16 protein-coding genes are annotated in these 18,328 nt (G+C 70.4%); 10 read left to right on the top strand and 6 right to left on the bottom strand.

From position 1 onward, the window contains the following. Positions 1-326: 326 nt before the first annotated feature. The 5 genes from IG98_RS53835 to IG98_RS52120 all read left to right on the top strand — a co-directional run bounded on the left by IG98_RS53835 (position 327) and on the right by IG98_RS52120 (position 4,611). A complete protein-coding gene (locus IG98_RS53835) occupies positions 327-683 on the top strand; it encodes a dolichyl-phosphate-mannose--protein mannosyltransferase (protein ID WP_051753416.1) in 357 nt (118 codons plus the stop codon). Between the two features lie 110 nt (positions 684-793). Next, positions 794-2,008, top strand: coding sequence for a hypothetical protein (locus IG98_RS0136735; RefSeq protein ID WP_030923324.1), 1,215 nt, complete (start codon positions 794-796; stop codon positions 2,006-2,008). A 141-nt stretch (positions 2,009-2,149) separates the two neighbouring features. After that, positions 2,150-3,427, top strand: coding sequence for an AI-2E family transporter (locus tag IG98_RS0136730; RefSeq protein ID WP_030923323.1), 1,278 nt, complete (start codon positions 2,150-2,152; stop codon positions 3,425-3,427). A gap of 157 nt (positions 3,428-3,584) precedes the next feature. Continuing rightward, a complete protein-coding gene (locus IG98_RS0136725; RefSeq protein ID WP_030923322.1) occupies positions 3,585-4,229 on the top strand; it encodes an SRPBCC family protein in 645 nt (214 codons plus the stop codon). Positions 4,230-4,398: 169 nt separating this feature from the next. After that, the gene (locus tag IG98_RS52120; protein ID WP_030923320.1) at positions 4,399-4,611 is read left to right on the top strand and encodes a hypothetical protein; all 213 of its coding nucleotides are present in this window, start codon (positions 4,399-4,401) and stop codon (positions 4,609-4,611) included. Positions 4,612-4,738: 127 nt separating this feature from the next. On the opposite strand, the gene IG98_RS0136715 is transcribed toward IG98_RS52120, so the two are convergent. Further along, positions 4,739-5,593: a MarR family winged helix-turn-helix transcriptional regulator gene (locus IG98_RS0136715; protein ID WP_245651871.1), complete on the bottom strand. Its 855-nt coding sequence runs from the start codon at positions 5,591-5,593 to the stop codon at positions 4,739-4,741. 264 nt (positions 5,594-5,857) lie between these two features. Between IG98_RS0136715 and IG98_RS0136710 the strand changes: the two genes are divergently transcribed. The 5 genes from IG98_RS0136710 (at position 5,858) to IG98_RS51330 (ending at position 10,341) form a co-directional block, all read left to right on the top strand. Continuing rightward, complete coding sequence (locus tag IG98_RS0136710) at positions 5,858-7,129, top strand: sensor histidine kinase (protein ID WP_030923313.1); 1,272 nt, start codon at positions 5,858-5,860, stop codon at positions 7,127-7,129. Then, a complete protein-coding gene (locus IG98_RS0136705; RefSeq protein ID WP_030923311.1) occupies positions 7,117-7,776 on the top strand; it encodes a response regulator transcription factor in 660 nt (219 codons plus the stop codon). Before IG98_RS0136710 ends, IG98_RS0136705 begins: the two co-directional genes overlap by 13 nt. A 227-nt stretch (positions 7,777-8,003) precedes the next feature. Continuing rightward, a complete protein-coding gene (locus IG98_RS0136700) occupies positions 8,004-8,939 on the top strand; it encodes an SRPBCC family protein (protein WP_030923309.1) in 936 nt (311 codons plus the stop codon). Continuing rightward, complete coding sequence (locus IG98_RS0136695) at positions 8,936-10,105, top strand: zinc-dependent alcohol dehydrogenase (RefSeq protein WP_030923305.1); 1,170 nt, start codon at positions 8,936-8,938, stop codon at positions 10,103-10,105. Before IG98_RS0136700 ends, IG98_RS0136695 begins: the two co-directional genes overlap by 4 nt. Continuing rightward, positions 10,078-10,341 carry a hypothetical protein gene (locus IG98_RS51330; RefSeq protein WP_157594729.1) on the top strand — a complete coding sequence of 88 codons (264 nt, stop codon included), beginning with the start codon at positions 10,078-10,080 and terminating at the stop codon, positions 10,339-10,341. The genes IG98_RS0136695 and IG98_RS51330 overlap by 28 nt, the downstream gene beginning before the upstream one ends. Positions 10,342-10,408: 67 nt before the next feature. Here the strand turns inward: IG98_RS51330 and IG98_RS0136685 are convergent, their stop codons facing one another. The 5 genes from IG98_RS0136685 to IG98_RS0136665 form a co-directional block, all read right to left on the bottom strand. Then, positions 10,409-12,928, bottom strand: a complete 2,520-nt coding sequence (locus IG98_RS0136685; RefSeq protein ID WP_030923302.1) for a CehA/McbA family metallohydrolase — start codon at positions 12,926-12,928, stop codon at positions 10,409-10,411. Then, positions 12,921-14,399, bottom strand: a complete 1,479-nt coding sequence (locus IG98_RS0136680) for an APC family permease (protein WP_051753414.1) — start codon at positions 14,397-14,399, stop codon at positions 12,921-12,923. Before IG98_RS0136680 ends, IG98_RS0136685 begins: the two co-directional genes overlap by 8 nt. Before the next feature lie 179 nt (positions 14,400-14,578). Then, positions 14,579-16,054, bottom strand: a complete 1,476-nt coding sequence (locus IG98_RS0136675; RefSeq protein WP_030923296.1) for a PucR family transcriptional regulator — start codon at positions 16,052-16,054, stop codon at positions 14,579-14,581. A gap of 48 nt (positions 16,055-16,102) precedes the next feature. Then, positions 16,103-16,480, bottom strand: a complete 378-nt coding sequence (locus IG98_RS0136670; protein ID WP_211264279.1) for a cupin domain-containing protein — start codon at positions 16,478-16,480, stop codon at positions 16,103-16,105. After that, on the bottom strand, positions 16,477-18,099 hold the full coding sequence (locus IG98_RS0136665; protein ID WP_030923288.1) for a N,N-dimethylformamidase beta subunit family domain-containing protein: 1,623 nt from the start codon (positions 18,097-18,099) through the stop codon (positions 16,477-16,479). Before IG98_RS0136665 ends, IG98_RS0136670 begins: the two co-directional genes overlap by 4 nt. Between the last annotated feature and the right edge of the window lie 229 nt (positions 18,100-18,328).

The raw sequence follows: 18,328 nt of genomic DNA, 5'->3' as shown, positions 1-18,328 counted from the left end.
GTCAAGTGGTCGGGGATCTTCTTCCTCGTCGCGTTCGCGGTCATGTCCCTGGTCTGGGACGCCGGAGCCCGCCGGGCCATCGGCCTGCGCAGACCGTACGGCGGGGCCCTCGGCAAGGACCTGCCGAGTGCCCTGCCCGCGCTGGCCCTGCTGCCGGCCCTCACCTACATCGCCTCCTGGGCCAGCTGGTTCGCCTCCCCCGGCGGCTGGGGCCGCAACTGGGCGCAGGCGACCTCGCAGGGCCCGGTGTTCTTCGTCTTCGACTCCTTCCGCTCCTGGCTGAGTTACCACTTCCAGGTGCTGAGCTTCCACACCCCCTCATCGCCATGGTCGCCTGGTACGTCGCCACCCGCGACTGGCGGGCCGGGGCCGTACTCCTCGGCTACGCCGCGGGCTGGCTCCCCTGGTTCTACTGGGCGATCGCCGACAACCGGACCATGTTCCTGTTCTACGCGATCCCCATGGTCCCGTTCATGATCCTGGCTATCGTGCTCGCGGCCGGAATGATCATCGGCCCGTCCGACGCCCTACCCGGGCGGCGGATGGCCGGTGCCGCGATCGTGGGGGCCTTCGCCCTGCTGGCGCTGGTCAACTTCTGGTGGCTCCACCCGGTGCTCACCGCCGAGATCATCCCCTACGCCGAGTGGAATTCACGAATGCTTTTCAAGAAAGGCTGGATCTGACAGCTCGCATATGAGCCACTTAGAAGACATTTCCTAGGGTAGGCACCGTGCAGGATCCATTACGTCACGTTCATCGTCAGAGCAGGCCCGCATACGGCAGACTTCGAGGCATGCCTGCACCGGACGTGGCAGCACTCCTGTCGGAGCTGGAGCGTTCCGAGCCCGCCTCCGCCGAGCACGCGCGCAGCGCGATCGACTGGCTGACCGGTGGCGAGCCGCTGGAGACGATCACCGAGCTCAACGTGTGCGAGTTCCTCTGGTACACGCTGCCCTCCAAGGTCACCGGAGATCGCACCGTGATCGCCCACGCGCTGGGCCGGCTGCTGCGGCTGGGCGGCCTGGAGCGCTACGCCGCCCTCTGCTCCTCCCCCACGACCACCCACATCCTGCGCACCTACGCCCGCCTGGGCGAGGACGCGGGCATGGCGGCCTACCAGAGCGCCCTGGACGCCACGGGCGTGCTTCCGCCCGACGTCCCCGAGCTGCACTGGAGCTCGATCATGGGCCCCGAGGAGCTGGGCGCGCACGGCGCCTGCTCGGCCGCGCTGGAGCTGGCCATCGTCTCGGGAAGGCTCGCCCCCGACTCCGCCGAACGGCAGACGCTCACCAGTCACTGGCTCATCGCGCCCCGTCCGGAGCTGGGCGGCGACAACTGGCTCCACCGGGTCCAGGGCGAGCGGCTCAACCGCTGGGTCCTCGGCCGGGGCACCGCCTGGCGCGAGCTCGCCCAGCCCTTCGAGGTACGCCTGCACGCGCCCATCCCGGCACCCGACGAGGCTCACCTGGGCGCGCTGCGCTGGCTGCTGACCGTGGGCCGCCGCCCAGGGGGCATCCCGCTGACCCAGCGGGGCAACCTCGCCCGTTCCGTGCTCGCGGAGAGCACCTGGAGCGGCGCGGAGCTGGCCGCGGTCCGCGAGGTGGCCCAGGGCCACATGAGCGCGCTGCGCCAGAGTGGCAGGCGCCTGGTGATCACCCCGGCGGGTGAGCGCCTGCTCGGCGACGCCGACCTGCTCTGGGAGACCGCCGCCGCCGCGCTGCTCGCCCCCGTCTCGGGGGAGAGCGGCTTCCGTACCTCGGCCAGGGAGGTGGCTCTGATGCTGCTCGCCGACGGCGCCCCCGCCGACCGCGAGCACGTCACGGCGGTGATCGACTGCACGGAGTGGCAGACCGTGGAGGTCGACGCCTCGCTCACCGAGTTGAACAGACGCCTGGACGCCTTCGGCCTGCGCGTCGACGGCAGCCTCACCCCCGCCGGACGCTCAGCCGCCCTGGCCGCCCTCCGCAGCCACGCCCTCCGGCCCCGCCAGTACGTCAGCATGACCTGACCTCCCTTCGCGGGCTCCGGTGCCGCGGCCGAGCGGTAGCCGTAGGCGGGCCCGTGCGGGCGCGGCACCGGAGCCCGTGGTGAGGAGAATCACGGCTGCCGGAAGCCGACTATCTCTCCCTGAAACGGGCAGGGTGCGCTGGTGTCCGAGCCCACCCCCGCCGACCGCGATCCAGCGGCGGCACCATCCCCTCCCGGCGTTCCACCGGCGGAAGGGAGCACACCGACCGGATCGACCGACCAGGGCGAACCGGTCGCCGCCGCGGACCTCGAACCGATCATGACCTCGGCGGGTCCCCTGCCCCCGCCGGACGTACCGGCGACGGGTCAGGGCGGCTCCGCGCCCGGGCCCTCGGGTACCGGGCCGGACCATCCGTTCGGCCGTCCGGGGCGCTCGATGAGCGGCAACCCGTTCGTGTTCGGTTTCACCGCCGCCCTCGGCGTGCTCACCGCCTGGTGGCTGGTGCAGGCGGTGGTGAGCGCGAGCTCGGTGCTGATCCTCATCATCGTCTCGCTCTTCCTGGCCATCGGCCTGCACCCGGCGGTCGAGGTTCTCCGGCGGCGCAATGTGCCGCACATGGCCGCCATCGCCGTGGTCTTCCTGGGCGTCATCGGGGTCTTCGTCGGCTTCGGCCTGGCCGTGGTGCCCCCGCTGACCGAGCAGTCCACCCAGTTCGTCGAGCAGTTCCCCCAGTACCTCAAGGAACTGCAGGACAACTCGATGATCCGCGACCTGGACCAGCGCTTCCAGCTGCTGCAGAAGCTGCAGCAGTACGTGACGAGCGGCGACTTCGGCACCCAGATGTTCGGCGGTGTGCTCGGCATCGGGTCGGTCCTCATCGGGGCCGTCTTCAACTCGCTGACCGTGCTGGTGCTGACGCTCTACTTCCTGGGCTCGCTGAAGTCGCTCAAGAGGATGGCCTACCGCCTCGTCCCCCGCTCCCGCCGCACCCGCGCGACCCTGCTCGGCGACCAGATCATCGACAGCATCGGCGGCTACGTCGCCGGGAACCTGATCATCTCGCTCATCGCCGGCGTGACGACCTTCTTCTTCCTGAGCATCATGCAGGTCCCGTACGCCCTGGCGCTCTCCCTGTTCGTGGCGCTCACCGACCTCATCCCCCTGGTCGGCGCCTTCATCGGCGCGGGAGTCGCCTCGCTGGTGGGCTTCTTCGTCTCCCCGACCGTCGGCGTCGTCTGCCTCGTCTTCTTCACGATCTATCAGCAGATCGAGAACTACTGGATCGCACCGGCGGTGATGAAGAGCTCGGTCGACGTGCCGCCGCTCGCCACGATCGTCGGTGCCCTGCTCGGTGGCGCGCTGCTCGGCGTGCTGGGCGCGCTGCTGGGCATCCCGATCGCCGCGGCCGTCCTGCTCATCCTGCGGGAGGTGGTCCTGCCCCGGCAGGAACGCACCTGAGGGCACCCGGGAGCGGAGGGCACCGGCGCTGCCGCGGCAGCGCGCCGGGTTGTGCGGCGTCGCGAAAATTTATCACTTCTTCGCCACGAAATCTCATAGATCACAACAACATGCGATAGAAGATCACATGCACCTATTGTCTCCTCTTGGGGTACACGTGAAGAAGCATCTTCGACTCCTCGCGGCCCAGCTGTTCGCCGCGGCCCTTGTCATCACCGTCTTCTCCAGCCCCGCCAGCGCCGACACTCCGGCGGGCGACACCCAGCTCGCCGCCGAGTGGCAGACCGCATGGGACACCCAGAAGTTCTACGACACCACGCCTCCCGCCGCCGGCTCCGGCCGGAGCCGGGCCCAGAGCAGCATCTCGATCACGATCAACGCCTCCGCCAAAAAAGTGTTCGCGGCATATTCCAACATCAACAACCACGTCGGCATGCACTCGTTCCTGAAGCGGGTCGTCACCCACAAGGACTGGTTCAAGAACGGCAAGCGCCACATCAACTTCACCGCCGTCGAGGAGATCCCCTACGAGGGCGCGATCGTCACCAGCAACACGCACGCGCAGCAGCGCATCAACGCGGACGCCCTCTGCTACGAGACGGACACCTGGTCGCTGCCCGGCGTCGTCACACACCAGAAGATCGTCTTCACCAAGCTGACCTCCGGGAAGACCGAGGTCACCGAGTACCTCACCTTCGACGCCGACACTTCGCTGATCGACTTCGTCGTCGCCAACGGCGTCGCCTCCCACGAGGTGACCCAGGCGGGCCTGAAGCAGGCGATCGAGAGCGGCTCCATCTGATCCCTGGCCGGGGCCCGCTTCCACGGCGCGCCCCGGCCGTCTCGGCACGTCCTGCTCCGGAGTCCGCGACGGCCCTAGCCCGCGGCGCTGCGGCCCTCCAGCCCGGCGACGCTGATCGAGCCGGTCGAGCCGCGCAGGCCGAAGGCGTACCGGTACTGCTGCCGGGTCCTTGGCCAGGCAGGCGGCCACCAGCGAACGCAGCGGCTGGGGCACGCCCGAGACGTCGGGCTCGCCGTTCAGGACGGCGTGCAGAACAGCCGGGACGCTGCTCGCCGGAAAGGCCGCCCGCCCCGTCGCGGCGAAGATCATCGTGCTGGCCCAGGAGAACATGTCGGAGGCCGGCGTGAGCGATTCGTCGGTGAGCTGCTCCGGTGACATGTAGGCGGGGGTACCGGCCAGATCGGTGCTGCTCGTCATGTGGTCGAGTGCTCGGGCGATACGTCGGCCCGCCGGCGCGCGTCCCGCACCGGTCTGGCACGAGGGCCGGGTGGAGCGCTCTCGCATCTCGCCTACGGCAGGAGCTTGACGAGCAGGGCGCGGAGGTCCTGGGCGCCGTCGGGGCCGAGGGTCTTCTCAATGTCGTGCTCGATGCCCAGCATCGCGTCGCGGACCGCGGGAAGGCGGGCTCGGCCGAGGTCGGTGAGTTCCAGGGCGTAGCGGCGGCGGTCGTGCGGGTCCTGGCCGCGGGCCACGATCCCGGCCTGGACGAGTTCCTCGACCAGCGACGCGGCGGCCGGTTCGGTGAGGTCCAGATACTGGGCGAGTCGCTGCTGGGGGCAGGGTCCGAGCCGGTCCAGGGCGGGCAGCAGGCCGAAGTGACGGGTGCGCAGGCCGTACTCCGCCAACCTGTGGTCACCGAGCCGGCGCAGCTGGTAGTGGGCCTGGGAGATGAGGTGTTCGGTGCTCGCGACGGTGGACCGCTCGTCGTACGCGACCAGCCTGCTCAGCAGTTCGGTGAGGCGCCGCCGTTCGGCCGGGGTCAGCGGAGCGGTGAGCCGGATGTCCCGGTCGGCGACGGCCTGGCGCATGTCCTTCAGCGCGGCACGACCCTCGTCGGTCAGTGACAGGACATGGGTACGGCGGTTGGCCGGGTTACGGGTCCGGGTGACGTAACCGGCCTGCTGGAGCCGGTCGAGCAGCTTGACCATGATCGTCCGATTGATGCCGAGTCGGTGCGCGAGGTCCTGCTGCGAGGGCGCGTCCTCGTCGGCCAGCACGTCGAGCACCACGAAGTCACGGGACTGCGGCCCGTCCCGCATGATCTCGCCGGTGATACCGGTGAAGATCCGCCGCATCAGAGAGCCGATGCTCAGGCGCAACGGCCCGGACTCCTCGCCGACGGCCCCTCCCCGCTGATCGGGCACAGCCACCACCTCCCCGAACAAGCCTAGCGGCGTTGATTGTTCAGGGAGTTGACATACGGCACTGCCGACGGTTGAAGTCCGCACTGACCACCGGCGGGAGCCGAATCGTGACTCGGCTGTCCCGAGAGCCCGATGCGGGTCCGGCACGCATCGACGCTGAGCGCCTCCGCCGCCGGGACAGGCGAGGTACAGCAGGCTGTACTTCTGGCCGGTGATCCGGCGACCGCCTGGACGATGTCCCGCCGGCTGGTCCAGGATGTGCGGATGCCGACCCATGACCCCCCGACCGCATCGTGGCCGGCCCGTCGATGGGACGTGTTCGCCCGCGCCCGCACCACCCTGGACGCCCTCGAACACCTCGCCGGCGGGTTCGGCACCGCGGTCCTGGCGCTGGTCGTACTCCTGTCGGTGGTCGTCACCGCGCTGGCCTGCCTCGTCGGCGTGGGCCTGCCGCTGGTGCCCGTCGCGCTGCGCGGGGTGCGCGCGGTCGCCGGCCGGGAACGCGCGCGCCTCTCCCGCTGGGGCCCGGAGATCATCAGTCCGGGACCGGTACCGTCCGGGCTGCGCGCCGCCCTCACCGATCCGGCCACGCGCCGCGAGCTGGGCTGGGTGGTCACCCACGCCGTCCTCGGCATGTTCTTCAGTCTGGCCGGTCTCACCCTGCCCCTCAACGCGGTGCGTGACCTCACCTTCCCGCTGTGGTGGCGGTTGCTGTCACCGGACGAGGCGGCCACCGCGTCCATGGGGCTCTGGACCGTGCGTGACCTGCCCGGTGCCCTCGGAGTCGGCGCACTGGGCCTGGGATGGATCGGCGTCACCATGCTCGTCACCCCGGGCATGGCACGGCTGCAGGCATGGTTCGGCCGGCGACTCCTGGCACCCGACCCCGGCACCGACCTCGCGCTGCGGGTCGCGCAGCTCACCGCGACCCGTGCCGCCGCGCTGGACGCGCACGCCGTCGAGCTGCGGCGGATCGAACGGTCGTTGCACGACGGCACCCAGAACCGGATCGTCGCCGTCACCGTCCTGCTCGGCGCGGCCCGTCGTGCCGTGGCGCGCGACCCGGCCGACGCGGAGGCCATTCTCGAACGCGCGCAGGACGCCGCCGAGCAGGCACTCGCCGAACTTCGCGGGGTCGTCCGGAGCATCCTGCCGCCGGTACTGACCGACCGGAGCCTTTCCGACGCCCTCACCGGCCTGGCCGTCGGCTGCCCGGTCCCCTGCCGGATCGACGCCGACGTTCCCGTCCGATGCGCCGCGTCCGTCGAGGCCACCGCCTACTTCGTGGTGGCCGAGGCACTCACCAACATCGCCAGGCACAGCCGTGCCCGGCACGTCGTCGTCAGGGTCCGCCGCCGCGACGACCGGCTCCACCTCCAGATCACCGACGACGGCCGCGGCGGGGCGAACGAACTCAGCGGGTCCGGGATCGTCGGCATCCGTAACCGCACCGAAGCACACGATGGGACATTCATGCTGGACAGCCCCACCGGTGGTCCCACCACCCTCACTGTGAGCCTGCCATGCGGATCGTGATCGCCGAGGACGATCCGCTGCTGCGCGAAGGCCTCGCGCTGCTGCTGCGCGCCGAGTCGCTTGACGTCGTGGCCACCGCCGCCGGCCCCGACGGCTTCCTGGAGGCCGTCGACACCCACGATCCGGACGTCGCCATCGTCGACGTCCGGATGCCGCCGACCCACACCGACGAGGGGATCGTCGCGGCCGTCGAGGCCAGGCGCCGCAGACCCGGCCTGGCCGTGCTCGTGCTGTCCGCGTACGTCGAGCAGGCCTTCGCCACCGAACTGCTCGCCCACGGCAGCTCCCGCCTCGGGTACCTGTTGAAGGAGAGGGTCGGACGGGTCGAGGAGTTCCTGACCGCGCTGCACCGGGTGGCGGCCGGAGGTACGGCCATCGACCCGGACGTCGTCGCGCAGCTTCTCGCACGCACCAGGCCCGACAGCGGACTGGACCGCCTCAGCCCCCGCGAGCGCGACGTGCTGGCCCTGATGGCCGAGGGACTTGGCAACACCGCCATCGCCGATCGGCTCTTCGTCACCGACGGTGCCGTGCACAAGCACATCCGCAGCATCTTCGCCAAGCTCGACCTGGCACCCACCGATCAGGCGGACCGGCGCGTCACCGCCGTCCTGCGCTACCTGGAGGACGCCCAGCGCCGGTGGTAGCGCCAACCGTCGGGGAGGTCTCCGGAAAGTCCAGGATTGTCTGAAGGATTCGGACAGTCGGTGTCATCCCAGGTCAGCACGGGTAGGGACGAGAACTACCGCGCGGGTGCGCCGTGGACCGGAGGGACGACCATCCGGTCGGGGTGCCCCTGGTGCAGATGGGGCGGCGAGAGCGGTCGTGTCCACCGCTGGAGCGGCGGGAAGCCACCACCCAGGTGAGGAAGATCATGGTTGAAGAACACGAACACCCGATTCCCCCTCTCGTTCGCGCGCTGGGCTGGACCAGCCTGGGACTGGGCGTGGCGCAACTCGCCGCACCGGGTGCCGTCAGCCGCCTGGCCGGAGTCGACGACTCGCCCAAGGCGTTCGGCGCGGTGGCTCTGGTGGGCGTACGGGAGTTGTTTCACGCGGCGACCCTGCTGAGCAGCCGCGATCCCGCCCCCTGGGTGTGGGCCCGGGTCGCGGGTGACGCCCTGGACCTGACCCTGCTGGGCCGGGCGATCGCCGGCCGCACCGGCTGGAGACGTGGCCGCGTCACAGCGCTGGCGGCGACGGTCGCCGTCGTCACGGCCACCGACCTGTGCGCCGCGATACGCGCGAGCCGACACCGTCCAAAGGAGAGGTCCGCGCGCTGGATGAGCCTGCACGCGGCCGTCACGATCAATCGCCCCCGCGAGGACGTGTACCGGTACTGGCGCGACTTCGAGAACCTTCCTCGCTTCATGACGCACCTGGAGTCGGTGCGGACGACCAGTGACGGGCGATCACACTGGAAGGCGAAGGGGCCCGTGAAGAAGGCCATCGAGTGGGATGCCGTGATCGTCGAGGACCGCTCCGGCGAGGTGATCACCTGGCGCTCCACCGGGAAGGCCACCGTCGACAACAGCGGTTCCGTGCGTTTCACCGACGCGCCCGGCGGACGCGGCACGGAGGTGCGGGTCAACCTCAGGTACGCCCCCCCGGGTGGCAAGGTGGGCGCGGCCTTCGCCAGGCTGCTGGGCGAGCATCCCGAGCAACAGGTACGAGACGACCTGCGCCGGTTCAAGCAGGTCATGGAGATCGGAGAGGTGGTCCGCTCCGAAGGGAGCCCGGAGGGCACCCGTGCCCTGCGGCAGGCCGTACAACGCCCCGCTCAGCCCGTGATGTCAGGGAGTGCCTCGTGAAAGCCAACTGCTGGATGGGTCGCAACACCGTCGAGGTCCAGGAGGTCCCCGACCCCACGATCCTGAACGCGCACGATGCTATCGTCCGCGTCACCTCGACCGCGATCTGCGGCTCCGACCTGCACCTCTACGACGGCTACATCCCGACCATGAAGAAGGGCGACATCCTCGGCCACGAGTTCATGGGCGAGGTGGTGGAAGTGGGCCCCGAGGTGCGAAAACTGCGGGTCGGCGATCGCGTGGTGGTGCCCTTCCCGATCGCCTGCGGCGCCTGCGGCGCCTGCGAGCACGGCATGTACTCGGTGTGCGAGAACTCCAATCCCAACGCCGGTATGGCGGAGAAGCTCATGGGTCACTCTCCCGCCGGGATCTTCGGTTACTCCCACATGCTCGGCGGCTACCCCGGAGGTCAGGCGGAGTACGCGCGGGTGCCGTTCGCCGACGTGGGGCCGATCAAGATCGAGGACGACCTGCCGGACGAGCAGGTGCTGTTCCTGTCCGACATCCTGCCCACCGGCTGGATGGGCGCGGAGATGTGCGACATCAAGCCCGGGGACGTCATCGCGGTATGGGGCGCCGGGCCGGTCGGTCAGTTCGCGATCGCCAGCGCGTTCCTGATGGGCGCCGAGCGGGTCATCTCCATCGACCGCTTCCCCTACCGGCTACGGAAGGCCGAGCGCGCCGGCGCCGAGACGCTCGACTACGAGAAGGTCGACGTCCTCGACGCGCTGCGGGACATGACCGCCGGGCGGGGTCCGGACGCCTGCATCGACGCGGTGGGCATGGAGGCCCATCACCCCGCCGGCGTCGCGCACGCCTACGACCGGGCCAGGCAGGCGACCCGGATGGAGACCGACCGGCCGCATGCCCTGCGCGAGGCGATCATGTCCTGCCGCAACGGTGGAGTCGTCTCCGTGATCGGGGTCTACGGTGGCCTGATCGACAAGTTCCCGATGGGCTCGCTGATGAATCGGTCACTGACGATGCGCAGCGGCCAGTGCCACGTGCAGCGCTATCTGAAACCCCTGCTGGGCAGGATCCGCAACGGCGACATCGATCCCAGCTTCGTCATCAGCCACCGCATGCGGCTGCAGGACGCCCCACGCGCCTACGAGATGTTCAAGCACAAGCAGGACGAGTGCAACAAGATCGTCCTCACCCCCTAGCGGGGTCCTCCCCCCGGTGCGGACACCTCAACGAGCTGGACGTCTTCGACGGCACCGGATTCGACGAGACCTCGGTCATGTCCGCCCCCGGCAGGGGTTACGGCCCGTGCACGATGCGGGAGCGGCCGGCGGAGGTGGGTGGCCGGCTCACGATCGGGAGCACGCCCGGCGCGATGTACGGCTGTCGCGGCGGCGATGGCGACCCCGATCGCCGCGCTCAGGCCATGTCCCGGTAGGTCGGCCACCGCGCACGTCGGAGCATCGCTCAGGCGGGCCTCCCGGCGACCGTGACGGCGTCCACCGTCAGCGTCGCTCGCCCGCACGCCGTCGCAGCAGCTCGCGAGCCTGCAGGAACGGGGCCCGCAGGAAGGCCAGGTGGTCTTCCTGCCCGTGGCGATGGCAGACCTGGCCTGGCCACAGGCGCCGGCTCCGCTCGTCGATGTAGGCCAGGGAGCCGTCGACAAGATTCAGCATGTGCTCGATGGTGGGTCCGTCGAAGCGGCTGTAGTCCTCGCCGGTGCGCAGGTAGACCGGTGACGTGTGCGCCATGATGGGCCTGGCCCACACGTCGTGGTGCCTGGCGACATCGGCGCCCGGACCGTAGCACCGCGCGGCGATCCACGAGTCCTCGGCGATCGGCACGTCGGCGGCCAGTTCGAGCGCGTACTCCGGGCGATGGGACCGGTGCTCGGCGACGACGCGCCCGTTGGCCACGATCTCGATGCGGTCGATGGCGAAGATCGACTCGGCTCGGGCCTGGACGCGGACGGTCGTGTCCGCGGGCACCCGGACCTCCTGCCCCGGCCGATGGCCGCCGACGTCCAGTCGTAGGAGCGGGCCGCTCGTCACGAACGTGGCGCCCTCCCGCACGGCCTGGCACCAGGTCCAGTAGTCGAGGTCCTCGTGCGGCGGCACGTGCGCGTAGGTGCGGATGAGGCCGATCGGCACCTCGCTGCTCATCTTGTCGGTGCCGCCGACCAGGGTCACGCGGTAGCCGGCGTTCAGGTAGCGGTAGTACTCCCGGATGTTGTACGGGTCGTACGCGATCATCTCGACGGCGTCCAGCCGGCCGGTGGCGAGCAGGGCGGCGGCCTCGCCGTTCGGCACCGGGAAGTGCGCGAGGACGACGGTGCCACCCTGCTCGTGGCATTCGTCCGCCCAGTGGGACAGTGTGGTCTCCAGGCCGCCGCCGAGCTCCGACTCCTCGGCCCCTCCGGTGCACCAGGGCATGACGGGGCGCCGCAGGCCGAGCAGGTTGATGTGGCCGAGCATGCCGCTGCGGTTCTCCTGGCCCGCGAAGACGTGGGTGTGGCCGTCGGCCGACGTGTGCGGGTGCCCGGTGAACTCCTCCGTGTTGGTGAACAGATGCCCCCACTGGCTGAGCAGCAGGTTCGTGACGCGTACGTCCTCGCCGCGCGCCTCCAGCTCGGCGCCGAGGGTCGAGACGAAGTGCACGTGGGTGTCGCCACTGTACCAGCCGGTCGCGGCCATGTCGGTCATCCGGGTCAGCGTCAGCTCCAGCTCGGCCTGGCCGGGGCGAACCGTGACGGTCGTGCGCAGGGGCCGGTACTCGAACCCGCGGGCCACCTCCACCGTGACCTCGCCCAGGGGCAGCCAGCCCTCGCAGGTGCCGTCGATGTAGGAGTAGGTTGTGGCGCCGAGTCTGACGTCGCCGCCGATGTCGAGGTTCCAGGTGTTGCCGTCGGAGTTGATGTGCCCGTGGTGGCCGTGCGGCGGGTAGGGCACCCCGTCGGTGGACCGGAAGTGGATCCGGCACGGGACGGGTTCGCCGGTGGCCGCGTCGCGGACCACCGTGCGTACCCAGGCCCGCCCGGCGTCGGGCACGCGCCAGGTGATCCCGCGGTCGCGATGCGAGCCTGCGGCGAGCAGCTCCTGCCAGCCACAGGTGCTGATCTCGGACGTTCCCCGCCTGAGGGCCAGCCGGGCCGAGGGGGTGGCGGCGACGCGCACATAGGCGCGCCGCTCCTCCTCGACGGGCGCTCCCCAGGCCGGTGTGGGGCCGTCCACCCCGCCCACCCGGCGATAGAGGTAGGTCGCGGAGCCGCGATCCACGGTCACCGACAACTCCTCCGAGACCGCGCCGGCCGGCGGATCGAGATCGAGGAGGACGTCGCGCCACACCGTGCGCCCGAACGGGTCCTCGTCGAGCTCGCTGGTGGTCACGGCGCCGATGAGCACGCTCGGGCCCAGCGAGCGGATCTCCAGGGCGCGCACGGGCACGTCGGGCCGCGGGTTGCGGTACGGCCACAGGTAGAAGCGGTAGGGCAGCACGTACGGTGATCTGGCCTGCGGGTCGTCGACGTCGACGAACCGGGCGCCGGCCGCGTCGAAGCGCCCGTGGGTGCGCGGCATCAGCCGGTGCTGGGCGTCGGGCACGGCCAGGAACGGCGTCTGCCCCCAGTCGAGCGGGATCGCCCGGTCTCTCCACAACCGCGGCGTGGGCCCGATCTCGAAACGCTGGCGGACCGGCAGCCGCTCGGTGTGACCGTCCTCGTAGAGCAGCGTGTAGTACGCGCAGACGCCACCGACCGTCTGGCCGTCGAACAGGTCTGGGGATTCCAGAGCGTGGGCGATCACCATCCACTCGAAGGCGCGCTCCACCGGAATGCCGACGGCTTCTCCGGACACCCGCAGCAGTGCCGCGTCCGCGCGCTCGTCCCCGAAGAGAAAGGGAATGCCGTACAGGGTGCGCGGCCCGAGTGGGTAGGACTCGCCGTCATCGAGGACCGAACGCGGTGCGTTGAACACCGCGGCCAGATCGACCGGCCGGTAGCCCCGGCCTTCCGTGGAGGGTTCAGGCATTGTCGGCCACCAGGTCTCGCGGCTCGTCGACGGATGTCTGCGCCAGCCCGGCGTAGAGCCGGGGCGAACGGGCTCTCAGGTACAGCGCTCGTACGACGCCGCCGAAGAGGGCGACGACGGCGACACCCACGATCAGGACATTGGTGACGGTACCCGCGCCGGTCAGCAGCGGCAGGTTGGTCAGCACAAGGAGGAGCACCACTGCCAGGGCCACGAAACTGAGCCCGGGGGCGATCGTCGTGCGGAAGAGCCCGGCCTCGGGCGCCTCGCGGCGCAGGAACCGGATGATCGCCAGACTGCACAGTGCCCACAGGGTGATGATCCCGAGGAAGCCGAGCGCGCTGCCCCACAGCAGCAGCCCCAGGTAGGGGTCGAGCCCGAAGGCGGCGAACACGGCGATGACGACCGCCGCCACGACGGTCTGCAGGAGCCCCGCGGCCCACGGCGCCCTGGTCCGCGGGTGCGTACGGCCCAGCACCCGCGGCAGGAGTCCCTCGCGGCCCAACGCGAAGAAGTAGCGGTTGGCCGCGTTGTGCAGCGCGAGCAGGGCGGCGAACGCGCTGGTCAGCAGCAGGATGTTCATCACTTCGACGATCGGCGCGGGCACGTAGGTGTCGAAGACGGTGATCACGAGGTTGACCGGGTCCGCCTCGGCCGCGGCGGCTATCTTGGCCGGACCGTAGGCCAGGACGATGACCCAGGTGATGAAGGCGTAGAAGACGGCGATGAAGGCGACCGCGATGTAGGTCGCCCGCCGGACCGTCCGGATGCCGCCGCGCGCCTCCTCACTGAAGATCGCGGTGGCCTCGAAGCCCATGAAGGCCCCGGCGACCAGGGCGAACATGGCGCCGTTGCCCGGGTTCAGCACGGTGGCGGGCGAGAACGACGAGGCCGACCAGTCGCCGATCCCGCCCTTCGCCAGGACGTACACCGCCAGCACGACCAGCACCACGGTCTCCAGAACGAGCAGGATCCCGAGGATCCGGGCGCTGGTGTGGATGCCGCGGTAACCGAGCCAGGCGACGAACACCAGGCCGATGAGCGCGAACACGTACCACGGCACGTCGAGGTGGAAGTACTTGGCGAAGGTGGTGTTGGCGTAGACGCCCAGCGCGCCGTACGTGCTGATCTGCAGAGCGTTGTAGGCCGCGACCGCGAGCATCGCCGCGCCCGAGCCGGTCGGCTTGCCGAGCCCCCGGGCAATGGTCGCGTAGAACGCTCCGGCATTGCGGACGTAGCGGCTCATGGTCATGAAACCGACGGCGAAGAGCGCCATGACCACACCGGCGACCAGGTAGCCGCCGGGGACGGCTGCGCCACCCTTGAGGAAGTGCAGTGGGGCGACGGCGACGATGAGCGTCAGGGGGGCCAGAGCCGCCAGGACGGTGAAGACGAGGTCCTTTGTCCCCATGACGTTGCCGGCCAGGGCGTCGGGCCTGTTCGCGGGACTTCCGGTGACGTGACCTGGCATGTGTTCGCTCCTTACTCCGGGGCAGGACACCGGTGCACGGGATGGGGGAGGGGGAGGGCCTGGGAACCGAGCCACCTGGCCGATTGGGGGGAGCCTATGGCGGGCCCTGCGGGCTGGACGAGTGACGATCCATCCAGGCCACAGTGCCGCGACTGTACGTTCCGCACAGTCCGGCTCTCCTAGATCTCCTCAAGCGCCCGCAGGGCGAGATACAGCTCCATGCGTGTTTCCGCGTCGCCGAGCCGGCAGCCGAGGCTGGTCTCGATCTGCCCGATGCGGTGACGGACGGTGTTGCGGTGCACGCCGAGTTCCTCGGCGGCACGGTCCCAGTGGCCGTTGTGCCGCAGCCAGATCCGCAACGTGGCGAGCAGATCGGCGGCGTCCTGCTGACGGCGCTCGCGCAGGGGGCGGAAGCGGCGGTCCGCGTAGTCGCGCAGGCGGCTCATGTCCAGCGCCGCGGCGAGCCCGTCCACCTCGGTCCCGCTGATCACACAGGCGCCCTGGAACAGGGCCGTGCGCAGCGCCTGGACGGCCTCCTCGTACGCCGTCCTCAGCTGCGCGGCCGGATGAGCCGCACTGATCCCGGCCAGCCAGCCGGCCCGCCCGAGGTCGTCGGTGATCCGGGCCGGCGGTACGGACTCCGGCAACAGGGCGATGGACACCTCGCCGTCCTGGTCGACGAACGGCGAGGCCAGCATGGAGGCAAGCTCGCCGAGCCTGGCGGAGGTACCCGTGCCGGCGGCGGCACGCGCGCAGACGACCCGCCAGCGGGCACCGGAGTCCTGGACGCCGAACACGTCCGCGGCGTGCCGGACCCAGCGGGGTGAGTGCGGGTCGAGTGCCAGGGCCAGTGCCGCCCGGCCGACCTGGTGGGCGGGCCAGTCGTCCGCCGGAGCGGGGATGAGCAGGCTGAGCAGGGAGGCCGCCATCGTCATCAGGGCGCGGTCGGTGACCCCGGCCACGATCGGGGCGCCCACGGCCAGCGCGTAGCCGCAGGGCAGCGGGCCGACCACCGACTGGACCATGACCCGCTGGTCGACCGAGCTCATCGTGACGCTCGTCGGGCGCGTGCTGGCGCAGACCCGATCGATGGCGACCCGTACCTCATCGTCGATCCGCGGCTCGCCCCCGGCCCATTCCCGCGGCCTGACCCGATCGGACAGCAGCGCCCACCCTCCCATGTGCGTGGCCAGTAGTTCGAGCGTCCGGGTAAGCGAGGACGGGCCGGTGGCGGCCTTGATCAGGGCACGCTGGGCGTCGGTGAGCCGCTTGATCTCCGACATCTCCGAGGAGAGCAACTCTCCGTAGAGCAGCTCGGCGCAGGATTCGAACGTCACCGCGGCAGGGACCTCCAGCAGCGGGAGGCCGTGCGCCCGGCAGGCCGCCACGAGCTCTTCGGGCACCCGGTCGAAGACCGGCGTCACGCCGAACCCGATGGCCGCGACCCCGGCGGCTTTGACCCGGGCCACGTACTCCGTGCTCAGCTCGGGCCGCAGGTTGGTGCCCGCCAGCAGGAGCAGTTCGTCGCCCTGTAGGTAGCGCGAGGGATCGGTCAACTCGCTGACGTGCACCCAGCGGATCGGGACGTCGAGGTGATCCTCACCCGCGCGCACCGGCAGCCTCAGCCGAGCGACGAACACGCTGAGTGGCAGCATGCCGCCACTCTAGTGTCAATGCCGCCATGCCCTTGCCATCGGCGCAGCTCAGCGGCTCACCGCGATGAAGACCTTCGCGCTCGGCTCCATGGTGATCCAGTCGCCGCGGAATCCCTGAGGAATGTAAAACGACTCCCCGGCGCCGAACTCCTTTCGCCGCCCAGCCGCGTCCTGCACCGCGACGCGGCCCTTGAGGATGACGCAGATCTCGTCGTAGGGCCAGGAGTCGAATCGCACCGCGCCGGGCTCGCCCGTCCAGAAACCGCCGGTATACGAGCTCGCCGCTCCGCCGAAGATCCGGAACTCCTCCTCCACCCACTCCTCCGACAGCAGGTGGTAGTCGCTCAGCGGGGGCACGAAACGCTCGCCGGCCCCGGCGTGTACGGCCCGGACCTGGTCGATGCCTGGAATATGCTCGGCGGTCACGCGGCGGCTCCGAAGCGGCGTAGGACGTTGTGCGTGATGCGCTCGACGAACGGGTCTCCAAGACTGAGCACATGGGACCACTCCGTGGTGCCCCCGTTGAACACCTCGCCGTCGCCACGGGTAAAGGCCGCGATCATCCCGGCGCCGCGCATCTCGCCTTCGTGCACGTAGTCAGGTAGATCGTCGCCGAGGTCCGCGTTGTAGGCGTAGACCTCCTCCTCGGGCCCGCCGATCGGCACCCGGCCGCCGAAGCGGTCCTCCTCGCCCCGCACGGCGGGCGCGAGCGCGAGGATCTCCAAGGTCTCGGGCGCGCCGTCCTCGAACGTCGGGTAGGGCAACCCGCGCCGGAACGTGTACTCGACAGAGTCGAGCTCGAAGGCGGCCAGGAACGACGGCGGCCCGCCGAGCAGGTCGCCGTAGTAGAGATCACTGCCCTCGAAGGCCCAGTGGTGCGGCCGGTAGACGGTGAAGCCGCCCGACGAGCGCGGCGTCGCCACGCCGTAACGGTTGTAGATCCCGCCCAGACCGTTGAGCCCCATGGTGGTCGCGCCCGGCCGGCCGACCGACTTCGCCTCCCACACCGTCGTGGCCAGATGGGGCGCCTCCCGCGCGCCGGGGTCCGCGGACGGCAGCCGGTAGCAGTACTGCGTGGTCCCGTCCTCGCTGAGCCGTACCTGCCACTGGTAGTTGCCGCCGAACCTGGCCAGGTTGCCGCCCGCGTCGACGAACGCGTCGACGGCGTCGCGCATGCGCCACGACCAGTACTCGTCGTGCCCGACGACGATCGCGCAGGAGTACCCGTCCAGCGCGTGGGGGTCGAAGTGCAGGTCGTGCTGGGTCAGGTAGTCGAGTTCGTACCCGTGGCGCTCCGCCCAGAGGACGAAGTGCCGCTCGTAGGTGGCCCAGAACGCGTCGGCGTGGTGGCGGCTGTAGTCGAACAGGCGTGCCCACTCATACGAGGGGTAGCGCGGGGCGCCGTACATCGGCAGCGATCCCGTGTTGGCCTCGCGCGGCGCGCCGGCCGGCTTCCGGATCATGCCGCGGGCGATGGGCCGCTGCGTCGAGGCAAGCGGCGATCCGGCGTCGTTGCGGGGGTCGTCGCCCAGGCCGCGGTAGTGATTGGCGCCGCCCCAGTCGTTGTAGGCCAGCATCGTGCTGGTGGTCAGCACGAGCGCGGCGCGGACTCGCCGGTGCGCGGGCGCCTTGACGACGAAGAAGTGCTCGCGCTCCCACAGCTCGCCGGCCGGGGTGGTGGCGCGCACAACGACGATGTAGAAACCGCTGCGCCAGTCGTCGGGGATCTCCAGCTCCAGCCCGACGGGCCAGCCGCAGCCGTTGGCATGGGCGTCGGCCGGTGCCTCGAAGCGGCCCGCCGACAGCCCCGAACGTGACCACACGACCTGTGGCTCCAGCCCATCGCGGAGCACCTGCAGCTCGAAGGACGGGACGCCGGCGCTGAGATGGAACCGGACCGTCTCGCCGGGAAAGTAGGAGAACCTGTCGGTGTAGCACCAGACCTCGGCCGCGTCCCGCTCGCTGAACGCACGCTCCGAAGGCCAGCCCTTCGGGGACCAGGCGAACGCGGCCGGAAGCCCGGCCTGCTTGATCTTGTCGCTCACGACCCTCCTCGACTCGTATGTGGGACCGAGTTTATGAACCGGTGTTCGGGGTGGCGGAATGGACGATTCGCACAACGTACCTGGACGCTTCAGCCAGGGATCATCGCGGCCCGAGCTCATTAGTCTCGGTATGCGCCTGCCCGTCTCGCATGATCGCGACCTGGGATCCACGTGCGCCGCGGCCAATACGACGACGCACGGACCCGCCGACCCGAGAGGACTGACCAGA

This window comes from Streptosporangium amethystogenes, from assembly GCF_000721075.1.
Lineage (GTDB): Bacteria > Actinomycetota > Actinomycetes > Streptosporangiales > Streptosporangiaceae > Streptosporangium > Streptosporangium amethystogenes.
Note: the sequence above shows the minus strand (reverse complement) of the source record. Positions and strands in the feature narration are given on the sequence as shown.